The organism is Sphingomonas sp. RS2018, from assembly GCF_054489605.1.
The window spans coordinates 806,955-825,134 of record NZ_JBTMWL010000002.1 but is presented as its reverse complement, the minus strand read 5'-3'; the positions used below and the strand labels follow the sequence as shown (position 1 = coordinate 825,134).

At 68.0% G+C, this 18,180-nt stretch carries 13 protein-coding genes and 1 tRNA gene; 10 read left to right on the top strand and 4 right to left on the bottom strand.

Going from position 1 to position 18,180, the window contains the following annotated elements; genetic code table 11:
• Positions 1–114: 114 nt before the first annotated feature.
• Both ACX40P_RS09100 and ACX40P_RS09095 read left to right on the top strand, forming a co-directional pair.
• The gene (locus tag ACX40P_RS09100; protein ID WP_459125986.1) at positions 115–2,148 is read left to right on the top strand and encodes a dipeptidyl-peptidase 5; all 2,034 of its coding nucleotides are present in this window, start codon (positions 115–117) and stop codon (positions 2,146–2,148) included.
• Between the two features lie 42 nt (positions 2,149–2,190).
• Complete coding sequence (locus ACX40P_RS09095; protein ID WP_459125985.1) at positions 2,191–4,830, top strand: valine--tRNA ligase; 2,640 nt, start codon at positions 2,191–2,193, stop codon at positions 4,828–4,830.
• 160 nt (positions 4,831–4,990) lie between these two features.
• On the opposite strand, the gene ACX40P_RS09090 is transcribed toward ACX40P_RS09095, so the two are convergent.
• On the bottom strand, positions 4,991–5,869 hold the full coding sequence (locus ACX40P_RS09090) for a diacylglycerol/lipid kinase family protein (protein WP_459125984.1): 879 nt from the start codon (positions 5,867–5,869) through the stop codon (positions 4,991–4,993).
• Positions 5,870–5,946: 77 nt separating this feature from the next.
• Here ACX40P_RS09090 and hemB point away from each other — a divergent pair, with 77 nt between their 5' ends.
• Genes hemB through ACX40P_RS09075 form a run of 3 tightly spaced genes read left to right on the top strand, consistent with a single transcriptional unit; the run spans position 5,947 to position 9,685 of the window.
• Positions 5,947–6,933 (top strand): porphobilinogen synthase, encoded by a 987-nt coding sequence (gene hemB / locus ACX40P_RS09085; protein ID WP_459125983.1) that lies wholly within the window; start codon positions 5,947–5,949, stop codon positions 6,931–6,933.
• Positions 6,930–7,466: a GNAT family N-acetyltransferase gene (locus ACX40P_RS09080; protein ID WP_459125982.1), complete on the top strand. Its 537-nt coding sequence runs from the start codon at positions 6,930–6,932 to the stop codon at positions 7,464–7,466. The genes hemB and ACX40P_RS09080 overlap by 4 nt, the downstream gene beginning before the upstream one ends.
• The gene (locus ACX40P_RS09075) at positions 7,463–9,685 is read left to right on the top strand and encodes a fused MFS/spermidine synthase (protein ID WP_459125981.1); all 2,223 of its coding nucleotides are present in this window, start codon (positions 7,463–7,465) and stop codon (positions 9,683–9,685) included. Before ACX40P_RS09080 ends, ACX40P_RS09075 begins: the two co-directional genes overlap by 4 nt.
• On the opposite strand, the gene ACX40P_RS09070 is transcribed toward ACX40P_RS09075, so the two are convergent.
• The gene (locus tag ACX40P_RS09070) at positions 9,682–10,179 is read right to left on the bottom strand and encodes a hypothetical protein (protein ID WP_459125980.1); all 498 of its coding nucleotides are present in this window, start codon (positions 10,177–10,179) and stop codon (positions 9,682–9,684) included. The genes ACX40P_RS09075 and ACX40P_RS09070 overlap by 4 nt on opposite strands.
• Positions 10,180–10,262: 83 nt before the next feature.
• Here ACX40P_RS09070 and ACX40P_RS09065 point away from each other — a divergent pair.
• Positions 10,263–10,339: transfer RNA gene (locus ACX40P_RS09065), tRNA-Arg, on the top strand.
• 63 nt (positions 10,340–10,402) lie between these two features.
• On the opposite strand, the gene ACX40P_RS09060 is transcribed toward ACX40P_RS09065, so the two are convergent.
• Positions 10,403–11,812, bottom strand: coding sequence for a helix-turn-helix domain-containing protein (locus ACX40P_RS09060; RefSeq protein ID WP_459125979.1), 1,410 nt, complete (start codon positions 11,810–11,812; stop codon positions 10,403–10,405).
• Positions 11,813–11,936: 124 nt separating this feature from the next.
• Between ACX40P_RS09060 and ACX40P_RS09055 the strand changes: the two genes are divergently transcribed.
• The 4 genes from ACX40P_RS09055 to ACX40P_RS09040 are packed head-to-tail and all read left to right on the top strand — an operon-like array spanning position 11,937 to position 16,903.
• Positions 11,937–13,526, top strand: coding sequence for an isocitrate lyase (locus tag ACX40P_RS09055; RefSeq protein ID WP_459125978.1), 1,590 nt, complete (start codon positions 11,937–11,939; stop codon positions 13,524–13,526).
• A gap of 11 nt (positions 13,527–13,537) precedes the next feature.
• Positions 13,538–13,714: a hypothetical protein gene (locus ACX40P_RS09050; RefSeq protein WP_459125977.1), complete on the top strand. Its 177-nt coding sequence runs from the start codon at positions 13,538–13,540 to the stop codon at positions 13,712–13,714.
• Between the two features lie 57 nt (positions 13,715–13,771).
• On the top strand, positions 13,772–15,868 hold the full coding sequence (locus tag ACX40P_RS09045; RefSeq protein WP_459125976.1) for a malate synthase G: 2,097 nt from the start codon (positions 13,772–13,774) through the stop codon (positions 15,866–15,868).
• 33 nt (positions 15,869–15,901) lie between these two features.
• Positions 15,902–16,903, top strand: a complete 1,002-nt coding sequence (locus ACX40P_RS09040) for a histone deacetylase family protein (protein ID WP_459125975.1) — start codon at positions 15,902–15,904, stop codon at positions 16,901–16,903.
• 9 nt (positions 16,904–16,912) lie between these two features.
• On the opposite strand, the gene ACX40P_RS09035 is transcribed toward ACX40P_RS09040, so the two are convergent.
• Positions 16,913–18,145, bottom strand: coding sequence for a dipeptidase (locus ACX40P_RS09035; RefSeq protein WP_459125974.1), 1,233 nt, complete (start codon positions 18,143–18,145; stop codon positions 16,913–16,915).
• Positions 18,146–18,180: the final 35 nt, after the last annotated feature.

Here is an 18,180-nt window from a genome sequence, read left to right as displayed (position 1 = left end):
GTTCAGAGATGGGCGCATTTCCCGGAACCTTCAAAACCTCTCCGGCCGAAGTCACCGTTGCACGTCGGCGGACGCCCCATTGCGTAGCGAAACGTGGCTGATACACCTGCACCCATGAAGCACATCCCCCTTGCCGCCGCCGGCCTGATCCTCGCCGCGTCACCCGCTGCCGCTCGTCAACTTACGATCGACGACGTGACGATGATGTCGCGCGTCGGCGCCCCCACCGTGTCGCGCGACGGTCGCTGGCTGGTGTGGCAGCAGCGCGAGACCGATCTCGCCGCCAATCGTGGCCGGTTCGACCTGTGGAAGCTCGACCTGAAGACGCGCGGTGCGACGCCGCAGAAGCTGGTCGCCGATGTTGCCGCCAACGAAACGTCGCCCCAGTTCGGGCCGGACGGCCGAGTTTATTACCAGACCGATGCCGGCGGCAACGACGCCATCGCCTCGGTCGGCATCGACGGGCGCGGCGTCCAGCGCTGGGTGGTGCCGGGCGGCTTCGGCGGCTTCCTGCTCGCGCCGACCGGCGACCGCTTCCTGATCTGGGCGGACCGCAAGCCCGGCGCGCCGACCATCGAGCCGGCGATGGAGAAGAAGGATCCGAACGCCGGTTCGGCGCGCACCTATGACCAGTTGTTCGTGCGGCATTGGGATACGTGGGCGAACGGCACGCGGTCGCAACTGTTCGTGATGGGCAAGGCGGCGGGCGCACGCGCGGTGCCGCTGGTCGGGCGGCTGGTCGGCGACACGCCGTCCAAGCCGTTCGGCGGCGCTGAGGAACTGGCGTGGTCGCCCGATGGCCGCACCGTCTTCTTCACGTTGCGCGAGGCCGGGCGAATCGAACCGACCTCTACCAACCTCGACATCTTCTCCGTCCCCGCCGACGGATCGGCTGCACCGACGAACCTGACCGCGGGCAATCAGGCGACCGACAACTTCCCCGCCGTGTCGCCCGACGGCCGCTGGCTCGCCTATGCCGCGATGAAGCGGCCGACCTATGAAGCGGACAAGATGACGCTGATGCTGCGCGACCTGCGCACGGGTCAGGTCCGCGCACTGACCGACAACTGGGATCGTTCGGTCGGGTCGATCGCTTGGTCACCCGACAGCCGCCGCATCCTCATCACTGCAGAGGATACGCAGGAGGTGCCGCTGTGGTCGGTCGATCCGACCAACGGTCGCGTCACGCGCCTGACGCAGACGGGCCACGTCGGCATGGTCGTGCCGACGCCGGGCGGCGGCGCGGTATATGCGCTCAACAGCCTGACCGCACCGGACGATTTCTACCGAATCGGCGCCGGCGCTCAGCCCGAGCGGCTGACCAGCGTCAATGCCGCGAAGCTGGCGGGTATCGACCTGCCGACCGTCGAGCGCTTCAACTTTCGCGGCGCGAACAACGACACCGTCTGGGGCTATGCGGTGCGGCCCTATGGCAGCACGGGCAAGGTGCCGGTCGCGTTCATGGTTCACGGCGGACCGCAGGGTTCGAGCAACAACAGCTGGTCCTATCGCTGGAACCCGGCGGTGTTCGCGGGCGCCGGATACGGGCTGGTCGCGGTCGATTTCCACGGTTCGACCGGATACGGGCAGGGCTTCACCGATGCGATCCGCAACAACTGGGGCGGCTGGCCGCTCGAGGATCTGCAAAAGGGGCTGAAGGCGGCGACCGACCGCTTCGGCTGGCTCGACGGCGACAATGCCTGTGCGCTCGGTGCGTCCTATGGCGGCTATATGATGAACTGGATCGCGGGCCGCTGGCCGGACCGGTTCAAGTGCCTGGTGCAGCACGACGGCGTCTTCGACGCGCGTGCGATGGCGTATGAGACCGAGGAACTGTGGTTCGACGAGTGGGAGCATGGCGGCAAGGCGTATTTCGAGGATCCCGACGCGTTCGAACGCTGGAACCCGGTGAACCATGTCGCGAAGTGGAAGACGCCCATGCTGGTCATCACCGGCGAGAAGGACTTCCGCATTCCCTACACCCAGGGTCTGGCGAGCTTCACCGCGCTCCAGCGCCGCGACATCCCGTCGCGGCTGGTAGTCTTTCCGGATGAGAACCACTGGGTGCTGAAGGCGAAGAATTCGCGGCAATGGTACGGCGAGGTGCTGGGCTGGCTGGACCGGTGGACTGGGAAGGCCGCGCGCTAAGGGGGTGTTGCGCAGGCGGTGCGGGCGGGTAAAGCCGTCCACATGAGCGAACTTCCCAAGACCTTCGATCCCGCCGCCATCGAAACGCGCTGGTATGCGCATTGGGAAACGAGCGGCCAGTTTAGGCCGGATCGTCCGGGTGCGGAGCCGTGGACGATCGTCAACCCGCCGCCCAACGTCACCGGCTCGCTCCATATCGGCCATGCGCTCGACAACACGTTGCAGGACATCCTCGTGCGCCACGCCCGGCTGAAGGGCAAGGACGCGTTGTGGGTGGTCGGCACCGACCATGCCGGCATCGCGACGCAGATGGTGGTCGAGCGGCGGATGAACGCGGTGGGCGAGAAGCGCACCGACTTCACCCGCGACGAGTTCGTCCGCAAGGTGTGGGACTGGAAGGCCGAGAGCGGCGGCGAGATCACCCGCCAGCTGCGGCGGCTGGGCTGTTCGATGGACTGGGCCAACGAACGCTTCACGATGGACGAGGGCTTTTCGAAAGCCGTCCTTAAGGTGTTCGTCGAGCTGCACCGCCAGGGGCTGCTGTACCGCGACAAGCGGCTGGTGAACTGGGACCCGGGCCTCGGCACCGCGATCAGCGACCTGGAGGTCGAGACGCGCGAGGTGAACGGCAAGTTCTGGCACCTGCGCTATCCGCTGGCGGACGGTTCGGGCGAGATCGCGGTCGCGACGACGCGGCCCGAGACGATGCTGGCCGACATGGCGGTGGCGGTAAACCCGGCCGACGAGCGTTACACCGCGCTGGTCGGCAAGCAGGTTCGCTTGCCCATCACCGGGCGGCTGATCCCGATCGTCGCCGACGAACATGCCGATCCCGAGCTGGGATCGGGCGCGGTGAAGATCACGCCGGGGCACGACTTCAACGATTTCGAGGTCGGCCGCCGCGCCGGCATCGCCGCGCGCGACATGCTGAACATGCTCGACGGGCAGGGGCGCATCGTCCAGTGCGGGGACATCCCCGAGGAGCTGCTCGGCCTCGACCGGTTCGAGGCGCGCAAGCGCGTCGTCGACATGCTCGACGGGGCTGGGTTTCTTGACCGGGTCGAGGATCGCGTGATTCAGACGCCGTACGGCGACCGGTCGGGCGTGGTGATCGAACCGTGGCTGACCGACCAATGGTATGTCGATGCCGCGACGCTGGCAAAGCCGGCGATCGAGGCGGTGCGCGACGGGCGCATCCAGATCGTACCGAAAAGCTGGGAGAAGACGTTCTTCAACTGGATGGAGAACATCCAGCCGTGGTGCGTCTCGCGGCAATTGTGGTGGGGACATCAGATCCCGGCGTGGTTCGATGCCGAGGGCAACGCCTATGTCGCGGAAACGGAGGCCGAAGCGCAGGCGCAGGCCGGTGAAGGCGTGGCGCTGGAACGCGATGCCGACGTGCTCGACACATGGTTCTCCTCCGCGCTGTGGCCGTTCGCCACGATGGGATGGCCGGATATGGATGCCGAATGGCAGCGCCGCTATCCCAACGACGTGCTGATCTCCGGTTTCGACATCCTGTTCTTCTGGGATGCGCGGATGATGATGCAGGGGATGCATTTCCTGGAGGACGTGCCGTTCCGCACGCTCTACCTGCACGGCCTCGTCCGCGCCGCCGATGGCGCGAAGATGTCGAAGTCGAAGGGCAATACGGTCGATCCGCTCGGCCTGATCGACACCTATGGCGCGGACGCATTGCGTTTCTTCATGGCGGCGATGGAGAGCCAGGGCCGCGACATCAAGATGGATGAGAAGCGGGTCGAGGGGTATCGCAACTTCGCGACGAAGCTGTGGAATGCCGCGCGCTTCTGCCAGTCGAACGGCATCGTCGCATCGACTGGGCTGGAGCCGCCAAAGACGACGCTGGCGATCAACAGCTGGATCGTGGGCGAGACGGTGAAGACGATCCAGGCGGTTGATCTGGCGCTCGCGGACTATCGTTTCGACGGGGCGGCGGACGCGATCTACCAATTCGTGTGGAGCCGGTTCTGCGACTGGCACCTGGAACTGTCAAAACCCGTATTGCAGGGCGAGGGCGGCGCGGATGCCGACGAGACGCGCGCGGTGGCGGGCTGGGTGTTCGACCAGATCCTCGTGCTGCTGCACCCGTTCATGCCGTTCATCACCGAGGAACTGTGGCACGCGATGGGGAGCCGCGAGCATGACCTGATCGTCGCTGAGTGGCCGATGGCGGATGCCCGCGTGCTCGATCCGGCGGCGGCGGCGGAGGTCGACTGGTTGATCCGGCTGGTGAGCGAGGTGCGCAGCGGCCGCACCGAGCTAAACGTGCCGCCGGGCGCGCGGCTGCCGGTGCATGTCCGCGATGCCTCGCCCGAGACGCTGGCGCGGCTGGATCGGCAGGCGCCGCTGATCGCGCGACTGGCGCGGCTCGACCGCGCCGAGGGTGCGGCGCCGGAGGGCGGGGCGCTGCAGATCGTGGTGGACGAGGCGACCTTCGTGTTACCGCTGGGCGATGTAATCGATCTGGGCGAGGAGCGCGCGCGGCTGGCCAAGGGCATAGCTGCGGCGGAGAAGGAGCGTGATGCGCTGGCCGGGCGGCTGGGCAATCCGAGCTTCGTCGAACGTGCGAAGCCCGAGGCGGTCGAGAAGGCGCGGGCGGACCATGCCGAGAAGAGTGCGGAGGCCGAGCGACTGGCGGCGGCGCTGGCGCGGTTGGGGTAACCCAACCGTTCGGGCCGGGCTTTGTCCTCCGATCTGCGGGCGTTCGGGACGAAGAAGGACAGCTCTTCGACAGGCTCAGGGCGAACGGGGTGGGTGTGGCCGGGCGTCCGCCTCACACCGACCCAATCCCCACCCCTCCCTTGCAACGGAGGGGAGATACTTAGGCCGGCACCATCACGTCGATGATGCCCGCGGCGATCTTCGCGGTGACGGGCGTGCGGGCGAGGACTTCGCCGTCGATCGAGATGGCGCGGGGCTTGTCGCTGTCGATGCGGATCGACTGGCCGCGGAAGCTGGTGACCTTCTCCCGCCGCTGCGGCAGGTGCAGGACGTTGGCGACCCAGTTGTAGATCAGCCGGCTCTTCAGATGGCCGCGCACGACCTCGACGACGATCTCTCCGCTGTCGATCTGCGCGTCCTCCATCATCTCCTGCCCGCCGTGGAAGCGACCGTTGGCGATGCGGACCTCCACCGCGCGAAGCAGGCGCGCGCCCGATCCGTCGTCGATCGAGACCGGGAAGGGGCGGAACTTGGCGTACTGGATCGCCGCCCAGCTGAGATAGCCCGCACGGCCGAGCCATTTCTTCAGATTGTGCGGCACCGTCTCGGCGATCTTCGGCGCGATGCCCATCGTCGCGGCGTTGGCGAAATAATCGCCGTCGATCATGCCAAGATCGATGCGGCGCGGCACGCCGTTGCTCAGCACATCAACCGCGCCGGCCACGTCGAGCGGGATGCCGAGCGTCCGGCAGAAGCTGTTGGCGGTACCCAGCGGCAGGACGCCGAGCGTCACGCCCTTGCCCACCAGATGGTCGACCAGTCCGCTGACCGTCCCGTCGCCGCCGCCGAAGATGACGAGTTCCGGCTTCTTCGCGAGTGCGCGCTTCACGGTCGCGTCGAGGTCGTTGGGGTCCTCGACCGCATGGGCGTCGACGGCGAAATCGACGCCGGCGAGCGCATTGCACGCCTGCTCGTACAGCGCCTGTCCGCGTCGGGACTTCGCGTTGACGATCAGGGCGGCGGAGGTGAACCGGGTCATGGTCGGCGCAACGCGCGGGTGGCGGTTTCGGGTGCGTAACGCTTGATCGGATGCGCGGGCTCGCGCACAGGCATGCAATGTCGAGCTACCCCGCCCTTCGCATGCGCCGGACGCGCGCCGCCGCCTGGAGCCGTCGCCTGCACGCCGAGGTGATGGTGACGCCCGCCGACCTGATCTGGCCGCTGTTCGTGACGGAGGGCGACGAAGAACAACCGATCGCCAGCCTGCCGAGCGTGTCGCGCTGGTCAGTGGCTCAGGTGATCGAGCGCGCGCGCGAGGCTGCCGCGCTCGGCATCCCGTGCATCGCGCTCTTTCCGAACACGCCGGCCGAATTGCGCAGCGACGACGGGGCGGAGGCATTCAATCCCGACAATCTGATGTGCCGTGCGATCCGCGCGATAAAGGATGCGGTGCCCGACATCGGCGTGCTGACCGATGTCGCGCTGGACCCCTATACCAGCCACGGCCACGACGGGCTGGTCGATGCGAGCGGCTATGTGCTGAACGATGCGACCGCCGACGTGCTGGTGCGACAGGCGCTGGTGCAGGCGGACGCCGGGGCGGACATCGTCGCGCCGTCCGACATGATGGACGGGCGCGTCGGCATGATCCGCAGCGGGCTGGAGGCCGCGGGCCACCACAATGTCCAGATCATGGCCTATGCCGCGAAATATGCGAGCGCCTTCTACGGCCCGTTCCGCGACGCGGTCGGCAGCCGCAGCCTGCTGAAGGGCGACAAGACGACGTACCAGATGGACCCGGCAAACGCGCAGGAAGCGCTGCGCGAGGTCGCGCTGGACCTGGCCGAGGGGGCCGACAGTGTGATGGTGAAGCCGGGCCTGCCCTATCTCGACATCGTTGCGGCCGTGAAAGCGCGGTTCGGCGTGCCGGTGTTCGCGTATCAGGTGTCGGGCGAATATGCGATGATCGAGGCAGCCGTGGCGGCAGGCGCGGGCGATCGCGATGCGATGGTGATGGAGACGCTGACGTCGTTCAAGCGGGCTGGCTGTTCGGGCGTGCTGACCTATCACGCGGCGCACGCCGCGCGGTTGCTGGGCGCATGATCGAGACCGAGCGGCTGGTGTTGCGGCCGTGGCGGGATGAGGATCGGGCGCCCTTTGCGGCGATGGCAGCGGACGCAGAAGTGATGCGCCATCTGGGCGGCCCGACCGGCCGTCTTGAGGCCGATGCCATCATCGATCGCCAAAGCGCGCTAATCGAGCGTGACGGTCGTGGTTTCTGGGCGGTCGAGCGGCGCGCCGATGGCGTGCTGCTCGGCATCTGCGGCATTCGGCGGGGCGGCCATGCGGGAACGCCGGTGCTGGCCGAGCTCGAGGCCGGCTGGCGCTTCGCCAGATCCGCGTGGGGGCAGGGCTATGCGCGCGAGGCGGCGGCGGCGTCGATCGCGTGGGGCTGGGCTCATCTGGCCGACGAACGTATCGCGGCATGGACGGTGCCCGCCAATGCGTCGTCGTGGGGTCTGATGCTTCGGCTGGGGATGATCCATCGTCCCGAACTGGACTTTAACCATCCGGCGTTTACGCCCGATCATATGCTGAGCCGTCACCTGGTCTACACGATCGATCGTCCGCAATGACTATTGCCGACGAGTCTGCCGAAACGGGCAACCGCCGCCCGCTGTTTGTCGTCACGATCCTCGCCGGATCGTTCCTGCTGTTCCTCGTCCAGCCGATGATCGCGCGGATGGCGCTGCCCAAGCTGGGCGGCGCGCCCGCGGTCTGGAACTCGGCGATGCTGGTGTATCAGGCGCTGTTGCTGGGCGGCTATGCCTATGCCCATGCGCTGGGGCGGCTATCGCTGCGGCGAGCGGGAGCGATCCATCTGGGCGTGCTCGCCATCGCGGCACTGTGGCTGCCGATCGGCCTGTCGGGTGCGGCAATGCCGGCCGATGCGGAGCCCGCGATCTGGGTCCCGTGGCTGCTCGGCGCGTCGATCGGCCCGCTGTTCTTCGCTGTCTCCGCACAAGCGCCGCTGATGCAGCGCTGGTATGCCGCGGTCGAGCCGGGGCGCGACCCCTATGCGCTGTATGCTGCGTCGAACATCGGCAGCTTCGGCGGGCTGCTCGCCTATCCGCTGGTCGTCGAGCCCGCGCTGGCGCTCCACGCGCAGAGCGTCATGTGGAGCGCGCTCTACGTCCTGCTGTTCGTGCTGGTTGCGGCGTGTGCCTGGGTCCTGCCGCGTCGAATCGATGCGCGGGCGCGCGAGGCCATCGTAAGCCATCCACCTGGTCGCCGCCGCGTGCTGCACTGGATCGCGCTGGCGTTCGTGCCGTCCGGGTTGATGCTCGCCACCTCGACGTTCCTGACGACGGATATCGTCGCGGTGCCCCTACTGTGGGTGCTGCCGCTCGGGCTCTATCTGCTCAGCTTCTCGGTCGCCTTCGCCGACAATCGCGCGATCGCGCAGGCGGTCACGCGCTTCGCCACCGTCACCATCCTGCTGTTCGGCGGGGTGATGATCTCGGGGCAGCACAACAACGCCTATCTCGATGCGCTGATGGCGCTGCTGTTGCTGTTCACGGTCGCGGTGTCGCTGCACGCGCGGATGTTCGACCTGCGTCCGGCGGCGGATCGGCTGACCGGCTTCTATCTCGCGATGTCGGTCGGCGGGGCGCTGGGCGGGGTGTTCGCCGCGCTGATCGCGCCGGTGGTGTTCGACTGGACGTATGAATATCCGCTGCTGATCCTGGCGGCGGGCGCGCTGACGCCGCAGGCGCTGCTGCTGCCGCCCATCGCGCGGCTTTGGCGGGTGGAGGGGCAGCGGCTGCGCATTCGCGTGCTCACGATAGCGCTGCTCGTCGTCGCGCTGGTGCTGCTCGGCCTGCGCAATCCGAATGGCGTGTTCGGCGCGAAGCCTGAGGCGGTCGCGTTCCTGGCACTGTGCGGGCTCGGCATCGTCGCGATCGGATCGCGCGTCGCCTATCTGATCGTTCTGGCCGGCGCGCTGTTCGTGTTCGGCGGCTATCGCGCGCTGGACGTGACGTGGAAGGGCGGGGAGCGCACCCGCAGCTACTTCGGCGTCTACACGATCCGCGATTATACGGGCGTCCGCACACTGGCGCATGGCACCACGCTGCACGGCATCCAACTGACCGGATCGCCCGAGCGCGAGCGCCAGCCGACCAGCTATTACGTGCCGGGTTCGGGCGTCGGCCGCGCGCTGACGCTTGCGCCGAACCTCTACGGCAACGCCGCGCGGATCGGCGTCGTCGGGCTGGGGACGGGGACGCTCGCCTGCTATGCGCAGCCGGGGCAGGACTGGCGCATCTTCGAGATTGACCCGGCGGTGGTGCGCATCGCTCGCGATCCGGCGAAATTCCGCTTCCTGTCCGCCTGTCTGCCGAACGCCGATATCGTCATCGGTGACGCGCGGCGGCGGTTGGCGGAGCAGCCGTCAGACAGCTTCGACGTGCTGGCGCTTGACGCCTTTTCATCGGACGCCGTGCCGATGCACCTGATGACGAAGGAGGCGTTCGCCTCCTACGCGCGGGTGCTGCAGCCGAAAGGGTTGCTGCTCGTCCACATCTCGAACCGCTTCCTCGATCTGGAACCGGTCGTCAGCGTCGCGGCGCGCGCCGGGGGCTGGCATGCTGCGGGCATCACCTATCATCCCGGTGACGAAGAAGGTGCGTGGTCGGCGGTGTCGGACTGGATCGTGCTGACCCGCGATCCGGCGGTGCTCGACCGCATGGTCGCGAGCGGGGGCGAATGGCGAAGGTTGCGCGACAAGCCCGGCTTTGCAGGCTGGACCGACGACTATGCGACGATCCTGCCGCTGCTGCGCCCGCTACGTTAGGGCAGGCGGGCGCGAAGCCGGTTCTCGGTCGCTTCTACCGCGTCGACCTTTGCCTGTGCCGAGGTGAGCGCGGCGACGAGCGCGGGATAGCGGGGTGCCAGCGACGATTCGCGCGCGATGGCCAGCTCTTCCAACGCGGCGAGGGCGGTATCGACCGCCGAGCGCGCCTGGCCCAGCTCTCCGACCGCGCTTTGCGCATCGAGCCACGCCTCCGATCCCTCGCGCGCCTTAGCGCCGCGTAGGATGCGCGGTTCGATCGCGCGCACGCTCGTCTCGAAGCCGCGAACCGCCGTATCGACTGCGGCCGAACGCGCGGCGATCGTTGCATCAAGCGTGGCGTCGGGCGTCGCCACCGCGACCGGGCGGGTGGGCTCGGCGAAGCTGCCGTCCTCGACCGCGCGATGCGCCAGCGACGGCGCGCTCGCCCGCTCGGACGTGCAGGCGATGAGCGGCAGCAGGACGGCGAACGGCAGCGCAAGGACGGGCTTCGACATGGCGATGACGTAGGCGCGCAAATTTGCATGCGCAACGGGGTTGCATGCCCCGCAAACCCCTTCTATCAGCCCACTTCCATTGCGCGCCCGTAGCTCAGCTGGATAGAGCATCAGACTACGAATCTGAGGGTCGGACGTTCGAATCGTTCCGGGCGCGCCATGGATTTCACGACCGCCTTCACGCGTGTGCGCAGGCATCGCGGTCGTTCCCCGACATCGCCAGTTAAACCGCCCGAAACGGGTAGGGCGCCACGCCGCGATGGTGTGGGTCGATCGCCAGTGCGCGCGTGATCGGGGGCAGGGCGCGGTCGGGACAGGCGGGGCGTTCGCACAAATGGCAGGCCGGGCCGATCGGCGTCACTTCGCTCACCGCCGCAGACAGTCCGATCGCATCCGCCGCCGATGCGGCGCAGCCCAGCACCAGCGTCATCGGCGCGCCGCCGGATCGTGACGGGACGGTCCGCGACCAGCTGAAATAGCGCGACCCGTCCGGCATCTCCGCGCGATCGACGACCGTTTCGCCGGGATGACTGGCGGCGCGATGGACGCGCCAGCGCGGGCAGCCGCCGCCGTAGCGCGCGAGGGGAAGCTGATCCGGGGCATAGCGTTTCGCGACATTGCCCGCCGCGTCGATCTTCAGCAGGAACAGCGGTACGCCGCGCGCGCTCGGCCGGTCGAGCGTGGTCAGGCGGTGCGCGGCCTGTTCGTAGGACACGCCGAACCGGTCGCAGAGCAGCTCCATGTCGTAGCGGCTCTGCACCGCCGCCGCATGGAAGGCGGCATAGGGCATCAGCAGCGCGGCGGCGGCGTGATTGGCGAGCGCCTGATGCGCCAGTCGCCGTGCCTCGGCATCGGGCGGGGCGGCGGCGTCGAGGGCGGCGCCGATCGGCTCGGCGAGGGCGACGAGCGCCAGTTGCACCGCGATGCCGAACGCGCGGCTGGCCGGGTTCAGGCGTTCGGACAGCATCAGCCGGCGACGGTGATAGTCGTAGTGGCGCAGGCCGCCCGCCAGCACGTCGGCGGCGACCACGCGCACCGAGATGTGATGTTCGTCGGCGAGGTGGCGGACCATGCCCTCGCGCAATGCCTCCGGCCCGGTGCCGAGCGATGCGGACAGTTCTTCCGCCGCCGCGTCTATATCGGCGAAATGGTTGCGCTTCGCCTCCAGCCAATCCCGCAGCCAGGCGAGCGGGGAGGCGAGGCGGGCACCGCCGCTTCCGGCCGATTCGATCCGGTCGGGCACCTGTCGCAGATCGCCGATCGCGCGGTAGAGGCGGCGGAGTCCCTCTGCGACGCCCGGATAATTCTCTGCCACCTCCAGGATTTCCTGCCGCGGCACGCCGATATCGTGGACCAGTGCATCGGCGAAAATCTCGTGCAGGTCGGTCGCGGTCGCCTCGCTCGCGCCCGCAACGAAGCTGCGAACATCGAGGTCGTAGGTCTGGGCGAGCCGCAACAGCATCTGCGCGGTCAGCGGACGCTGGTTGCGCTCGAGATGGTTGAGATAGCTGGGCGAGACGCCGAGTTCGTCCGCCATCTGCGCCTGATTGAGCCCGAGTTCGCGGCGCAGCATGCGCAGGCGGGGGCCGAGGTAGAGCTTGCGATCGCCGGCGGGCTTGGGTGACTGGGCCATAAGTCAATCTGTCATGACTATACAAGATTGACAAGTTGTGATGATACAAGGCGTCACTGATCGTCCTTCCGCACACCATCGCGATCGCTCAAGTGGGTGGCATGACGATCGAAAGGGACGTTCGATGACCTACGCTACCACCATCGCCACCGCCGGATCGCTGATCGCCGATCGCAGCAACTGGGACGGCATCGCGCCCGAAGCCGTCGCGCGGATGCGGTTGCAGAACCGCTTCGGGTGCGGCCTCGACATCGCGCGCCACACCGCGAAGATCATGCGCGCCGACATGGCGGCCTATGACGCGGACCCTTCGGCCTACACCCAGTCGCTGGGGTGCTGGCACGGCTTCATCGCGCAGCAGAAGGTCATCAGCATCCGCAAGCATTTCGGCACGACCAAGGGACGCTATCTTTACTTGTCGGGCTGGATGATCGCGGCGCTGCGCAGCGAGTTCGGCCCGCTGCCCGACCAGTCGATGCATGAGAAGACCAGCGTCCCCGCGCTGATCGAGGAGCTCTACACCTTCCTGAAGCAGGCCGATGCCCGCGAACTCGGCGGCATGTTCCGCGCGCTCGACGAGGCACGCGTGTCCGGCGACACTGCGCGCGAGACCGAACTGACCGCGGCGATCGACGGATATGAGAGCCACGTCGTGCCGATCATTGCCGATATCGACGCCGGCTTTGGCAATGCCGAGGCGACGTATCTGCTCGCCAAGAAGATGATCGAGGCGGGCGCCTGCGCGCTGCAGATCGAGAACCAGGTCAGCGACGAGAAGCAGTGCGGGCATCAGGACGGCAAGGTCACGGTGCCGCACGAGGACTTCATCGCGAAGATCCGTGCGTGCCGCTACGCCTTCCTCGAACTCGGCATCGACGACGGCATCATCGTCGCGCGGACCGACTCGCTGGGTGCGGGGCTGACCAAGCAGATCGCCTACAGCCGCGAGGCCGGTGATCTCGGCGACCGGTACAACGCCTTTCTCGATTGCGAGGAGGTGACCGATCTTGCCAGTCTGCGCGGCGACGTCGTCATCGAGCGCGACGGGCGACTGATGCGCCCGAAGCGGCTGGCGTCGAACCTCTATCAATTCCGCGCCGGCACCGGCGAGGATCGCTGCGTGCTCGACTGCATCACGTCGCTGAAGAACGGCGCCGACCTGCTGTGGATCGAGACGGAGAAGCCGCACATCGCGCAGATCGCCGGCATGGTCGACCGTATCCGCGAGGAAGTGCCGGACGCGAAGCTGGTCTACAATAATTCGCCCAGCTTCAACTGGACGCTGAATTTCCGTCAGCAGGTGTTCGACGCCTGGGCGGCGGAGGGACGCGACCTGTCGGCCTATGAGCGACCGGCGCTGATGAGCGTCATCTACGACGCGACGCCGCTGGCGGCGGAGGCGGACGAGCGTATCCGCACCTTCCAGCGGGATTCGGCGGCGCGGGCGGGCATCTTCCACCACCTTATCACCCTGCCGACCTATCACACCGCGGCGCTCAGCACCGATGCACTCGCCAAGGACTATTTCGGCGAGGCGGGGATGCTGGGTTACGTCGCCGGGGTTCAGCGCCGCGAGATCCGCGAGGGGCTGGCCTGCGTCCGCCACCAGAACATGTCGGGCAGCGACATCGGTGACGACCACAAGGACTATTTCGCCGGAGACGCCGCGCTGAAGGCCGGCGGCATTCACAACACCATGAACCAGTTCGCCTGAGGAGAAAGACGATGACGACCGACACCATCACCCGCGAACCCGCCCGCGCCCGCGCGGTCTTCTCCAACGAGGATTTCGGCCTGCTCCGCGTCGCGGTCATGGCGCACCTCCAGCGCCCGGAGATTCAGAACGGACCGGATTCGGTGAAGTACAGCAACCTGTTCCACCGGCTCGGCCGGCTGGGATGAGCGACCGGGCGGCGCAGGTGCGCCGCCCGTTTGTCACGATATAGAAGAGGTGAAATGATGGCCCGGGGTGACGACATGGCGCGCGACGACGCATATCTGGACCGGGCCGGGCTGTCGGTCGCGGCACCGCTGGCGGCGTTCGTCGAGGATCGCGTGTTGCCTGGTACGGGGATCGACGCCGATCGGTTCTGGGGAGGGCTTGCCGATATCCTCGGACGGCTCGCGCCGGAGAATGCCGCGCTGTTGGCGAAACGTGACGCGCTTCAGACGCAGATCGACGCTTGGTACGACAGCGGTGCGGGAGCGGCGGATGGCGCGGCGCAGGAAGCGTTCCTGCGCGGGATCGGCTATCTGGTCGATGAGCCTGCAGCCTTTACGATCGAGACGAGCGATGTGGACGACGCCGTCGCGCGCATCGCCGGGCCGCAGCTTGTGGTTCCTGCGCTCAACGCCCGCTTTCTGCTGAACGCCGCGAATGCGCGCTGGCGCAGCCTGTACGACGCGCTGTACGGCACAGACGCTATTCCCGGTACGCCCACGCCGGGCGGCTACGACGCCGCGCGCGGGGCGCAGGTTGTGGCTTGGGCGCGCGATTTCCTCGATCGTGCGGTGCCGTTGGCGCGCGGGTCGTGGACGGACTGGGACGGTGGGCTGCCGGACTTGGTGGCGGGAGAGGTGATCGGGCGCGTGGGTGACAACTGGCTGCTGCGCCACAATGGCCTGCATATCGAACCGGTGATCGATCGCACCCACCCTGTGGGGCGCAACGATCCGGCGGGGCTTGCCGATGTGCTGCTCGAATCGGCGATCACCGCGATCGTCGATCTGGAGGATTCGGTCGCCGCGGTCGATGCCGCGGACAAGGTCGCGGGCTATGCCAACTGGCTGGGGCTGATGCGTGGCGACCTGTCGGCCAGCTTCGACAAGGGGGGAGAGCGGATCGCGCGGACGCTGGCGGAGGATCGAGCGTATCGCACGCTCGACGGTGAGGCGCTGACGCTCCCCGGTCGCAGTCTGTTGTTCGTGCGCACCGTCGGTCATCTGATGACCACGCCCGCGATCCGCCTGCCGGGTGGCGGCGACGCGCCGGAGGGGATCGTCGATGCCGCGATCGTCAGCCTGATCGCGCTGCACGACCGCGGGCGGAACAGCGCGACGGGCAGCATCTACATCGTGAAGCCCAAGATGCACGGGCCGGAGGAATGTGCCTTCACCGACCGGCTGTTCGACGCGGTCGAGGATATGCTCGGCCTGAGTCGCCATACCATCAAGGTCGGGGTGATGGACGAGGAGCGGCGCACGAGCGCCAACCTCGCCGCGTGCATCCACGCCGTGCGCGGGCGGATCGCGTTCATCAACACCGGCTTCCTCGATCGCACGGGCGACGAGATCCATACCGCGATGCGTGCCGGGCCGATGGTGCGCAAGGCGGCGATGAAGGACGCCGCCTGGATCAAGGCGTATGAGGATCGCAACGTGCAGATCGGCCTCGCCTGCGGTCTCGGCGGACGCGCGCAGATCGGCAAGGGCATGTGGGCGGCGCCCGACCGGATGGCGGACATGCTGGCGCAGAAGGCCGCGCATCCGACGGCGGGCGCCAGCACGGCCTGGGTGCCGTCGCCGACCGCGGCGACGCTGCATGCCACGCACTATCACCTCGTCGATGTGGCGGAGCGGCAGGCGACGCGCGCGGACGAACCCGTCGCGGCGCTCACCGACCTGCTGACCTTGCCCGTCGCCACCGGTCGCGACTGGTCGGAAGATGCGATTCGCGAGGAGCTGGACAACAATGCGCAAGGGTTGCTCGGCTATGTCGTGCGCTGGATCGATCAGGGGGTGGGCTGTTCGAAGGTGCCGGACCTCCACGATATCGGCCTGATGGAGGATCGCGCGACGCTGCGTATTTCGTCGCAGCATATCGCCAACTGGCTGCGTCATGGCATCGTGACGCCCGAGGATGTCGATGCGGCGCTGACGCGGATGGCGACGAAGGTCGATGCGCAGAACGCCGGCGACGCGGCCTATCGCACGCTAGCACCCGACAGCATCGCTTTCCGCGCCGCCCACGCGCTGGTGTTCGACGGGGAAACGCAGCCGAGCGGCTATACCGAACCATTGCTGCATCGGTTTCGCGCCGAGGTGAAGGCGGGGTAGGCGGGGGGCGCGACGGGTGGCATCGTCGCGCCCATGCGTATCGTCTTCGATCCCCGGCAGCTTTCTCACGCGCCCGCCCGCGAATTCCACAACGGGGGTTGGGCGCCCTATGCCGAGGTTCCCGCGCGGGCCGACGCCATCCTAGCCACGATCGGCCCGTCAGAGGTGCCGTCCGATCATGGCGAGGGACCGATTCGCGCGGTGCATGACGACGGCTATGTCGATTATCTGAAGACGGCCCATAATCGTTGGCGCGCGGCGGGGAGGGACGGCGACGTGCTCGCCTACGCCTGGCCGATCGCGCGGCGGCGACCGCTCGCGCTGGAGCGCATCGACGCGCTGGCGGGGCGCTACAGCATGGATGCGGTGACGCCGGTCACCGCGGATACTTGGCGCGCAAGCTACTGGAGCGCGCAGACCTCGCTGTCGGCGCTCGACCACGTGCTCGCCGGCGATCCCGCTTTCGCGCTGTGCCGTCCGCCCGGGCACCATGCCGGAGCGGACTATATGGGAGGCTATTGCCACCTGAACGCCGCCGCCATCGCCGCGCAGGCGGCGCGCGATGCGGGCGTTGGCCGCGTTGCCATCCTCGACATCGATTATCACCACGGCAATGGCACGCAGGACATATTCTGGGGGCGCGAGGACGTGTTCTACGCCTCGGTCCATGCCGATCCGGCGACCGACTTTCCCTTCTATTGGGGCCATGCGGACGAGGTCGGGGAGGGGGCGGGCCACGGCGCGACGCTGAACCTGCCGCTGCCGCAGTGCACCACGATCGACCCCTTCCGCCGCGCGCAGGGCGTCGCGCTGGAGGCCATCGCCCGCTTCGCGCCGGACCTGCTGATCGTCAGTCTGGGTGTCGATACGTGGGAGGGCGATCCGATCAGCGGCTTCGCGCTCACCACCGCCGACTATGCGGTGCTGGCGCGCGACATCGCCGGCTGCGGCTGGCCGGTGCTCACGGTGATGGAGGGCGGCTATGCGGTCGAATCGCTCGGCGCGAACGTTGCGAGTTTCCTGAGCGGGCTGTGATGCCGCGCCTCAGTCCCGCGCCGTCGCGTCGATCGGCGGCTGATCCTTCATGCCTGCCGACACCGCCTCCACCCGCTCCATCACGCGCAGGATGTTGCCGCTGGTCAGCCCGGCGAGGTCGGCGTCGCTCCACCCGCGCCGCACCAATTCGGCGAGTACCAGCGGATAGCCGTCGACGCCGCGCATCCCCTCCGGCCCCGTCCCGCTGATCCCGTCATAGTCGCCGCCGAAGCCGACCGCGCCCTTGCCCGCGACCTTGGCGACATGCTCGATATGGTCGGCGACCGTCGCGGCATCGACGCGCGGCATCGGGTTCGCCGCGTCCCATGTGACCAGCGGCGCCGCCGCTTTTGGTCCATAGTCGGTCGGCACTCCGACCGAGCGCGCATAGGCCGAGCGGGCGTTGTCCCAGTCGTTCCAGGCCTTCGACAGGAAGGCGGGGTAGAAATTGACCATCACCACGCCGCCGCCCGCGCCGATCCGCGCCAGCAGCGCGTCGGGGATGTTGCGCGGCCTGTCCGCCAGCGCCCGCGCCGACGAATGGCTGGCCATCACCGGCGCCTTCGATACGTCGAGCGCGGCCGCCATCGTGGTGTCGGCGATGTGGCTAACGTCGACGATCATGCCGATGCGGTTCATCTCCGCCACCACCTTGCGCCCGAATTCGTCGAGCCCGCCGGCGCGCGGCGCGTCGGTGGCGCTGTCGGCCCAGGTCAGGCTCTTGCCGTGAGTTAGCGTCATATAGCCGACGCCGAGTTCGCGCATCTGGCGCAGCACCGCCAGCCGTCCGTCGATCTGGTGTCCGCCCTCGATCCCGATCAGTGACGCGATCCGCCCCGCTTTCATCGCCGCGCGCACGTCGGCGGCGGTCTTCGCCATGCGGAAGGCCTGCGGGTTCGCGGCGACGAGCCGCCGCGCGATGTCGATCTGCTCGATCGTCATCTCCACCGCGCGCGGCCCGGTGACGGAGGCGGGGATATAGACCGACCAGAACTGCCCACCGACCCCGCCCGCCTTCAGCCGCGGGATATCGGTCTGGAGCGGATAGGGGATCGTCGCGGTATCGCGCTTGAGGTCGACCGACTCGACCTTCGCCTCATGCCGCTCGCGGATTTCCCATGGCAGGTCGTTGTGCCCGTCGACGATCGGCGCGCGGGCCAGCACGCGTTCCACCCGGCGCATGGTGGCGGCGTCGGTGGGTGCGGTCTGCGCCAGAAGGAGCATCAGGGCGGCGATGGACATGGGCGGTCTTCTCTGAGCATTTCTGGGGAAGCGGC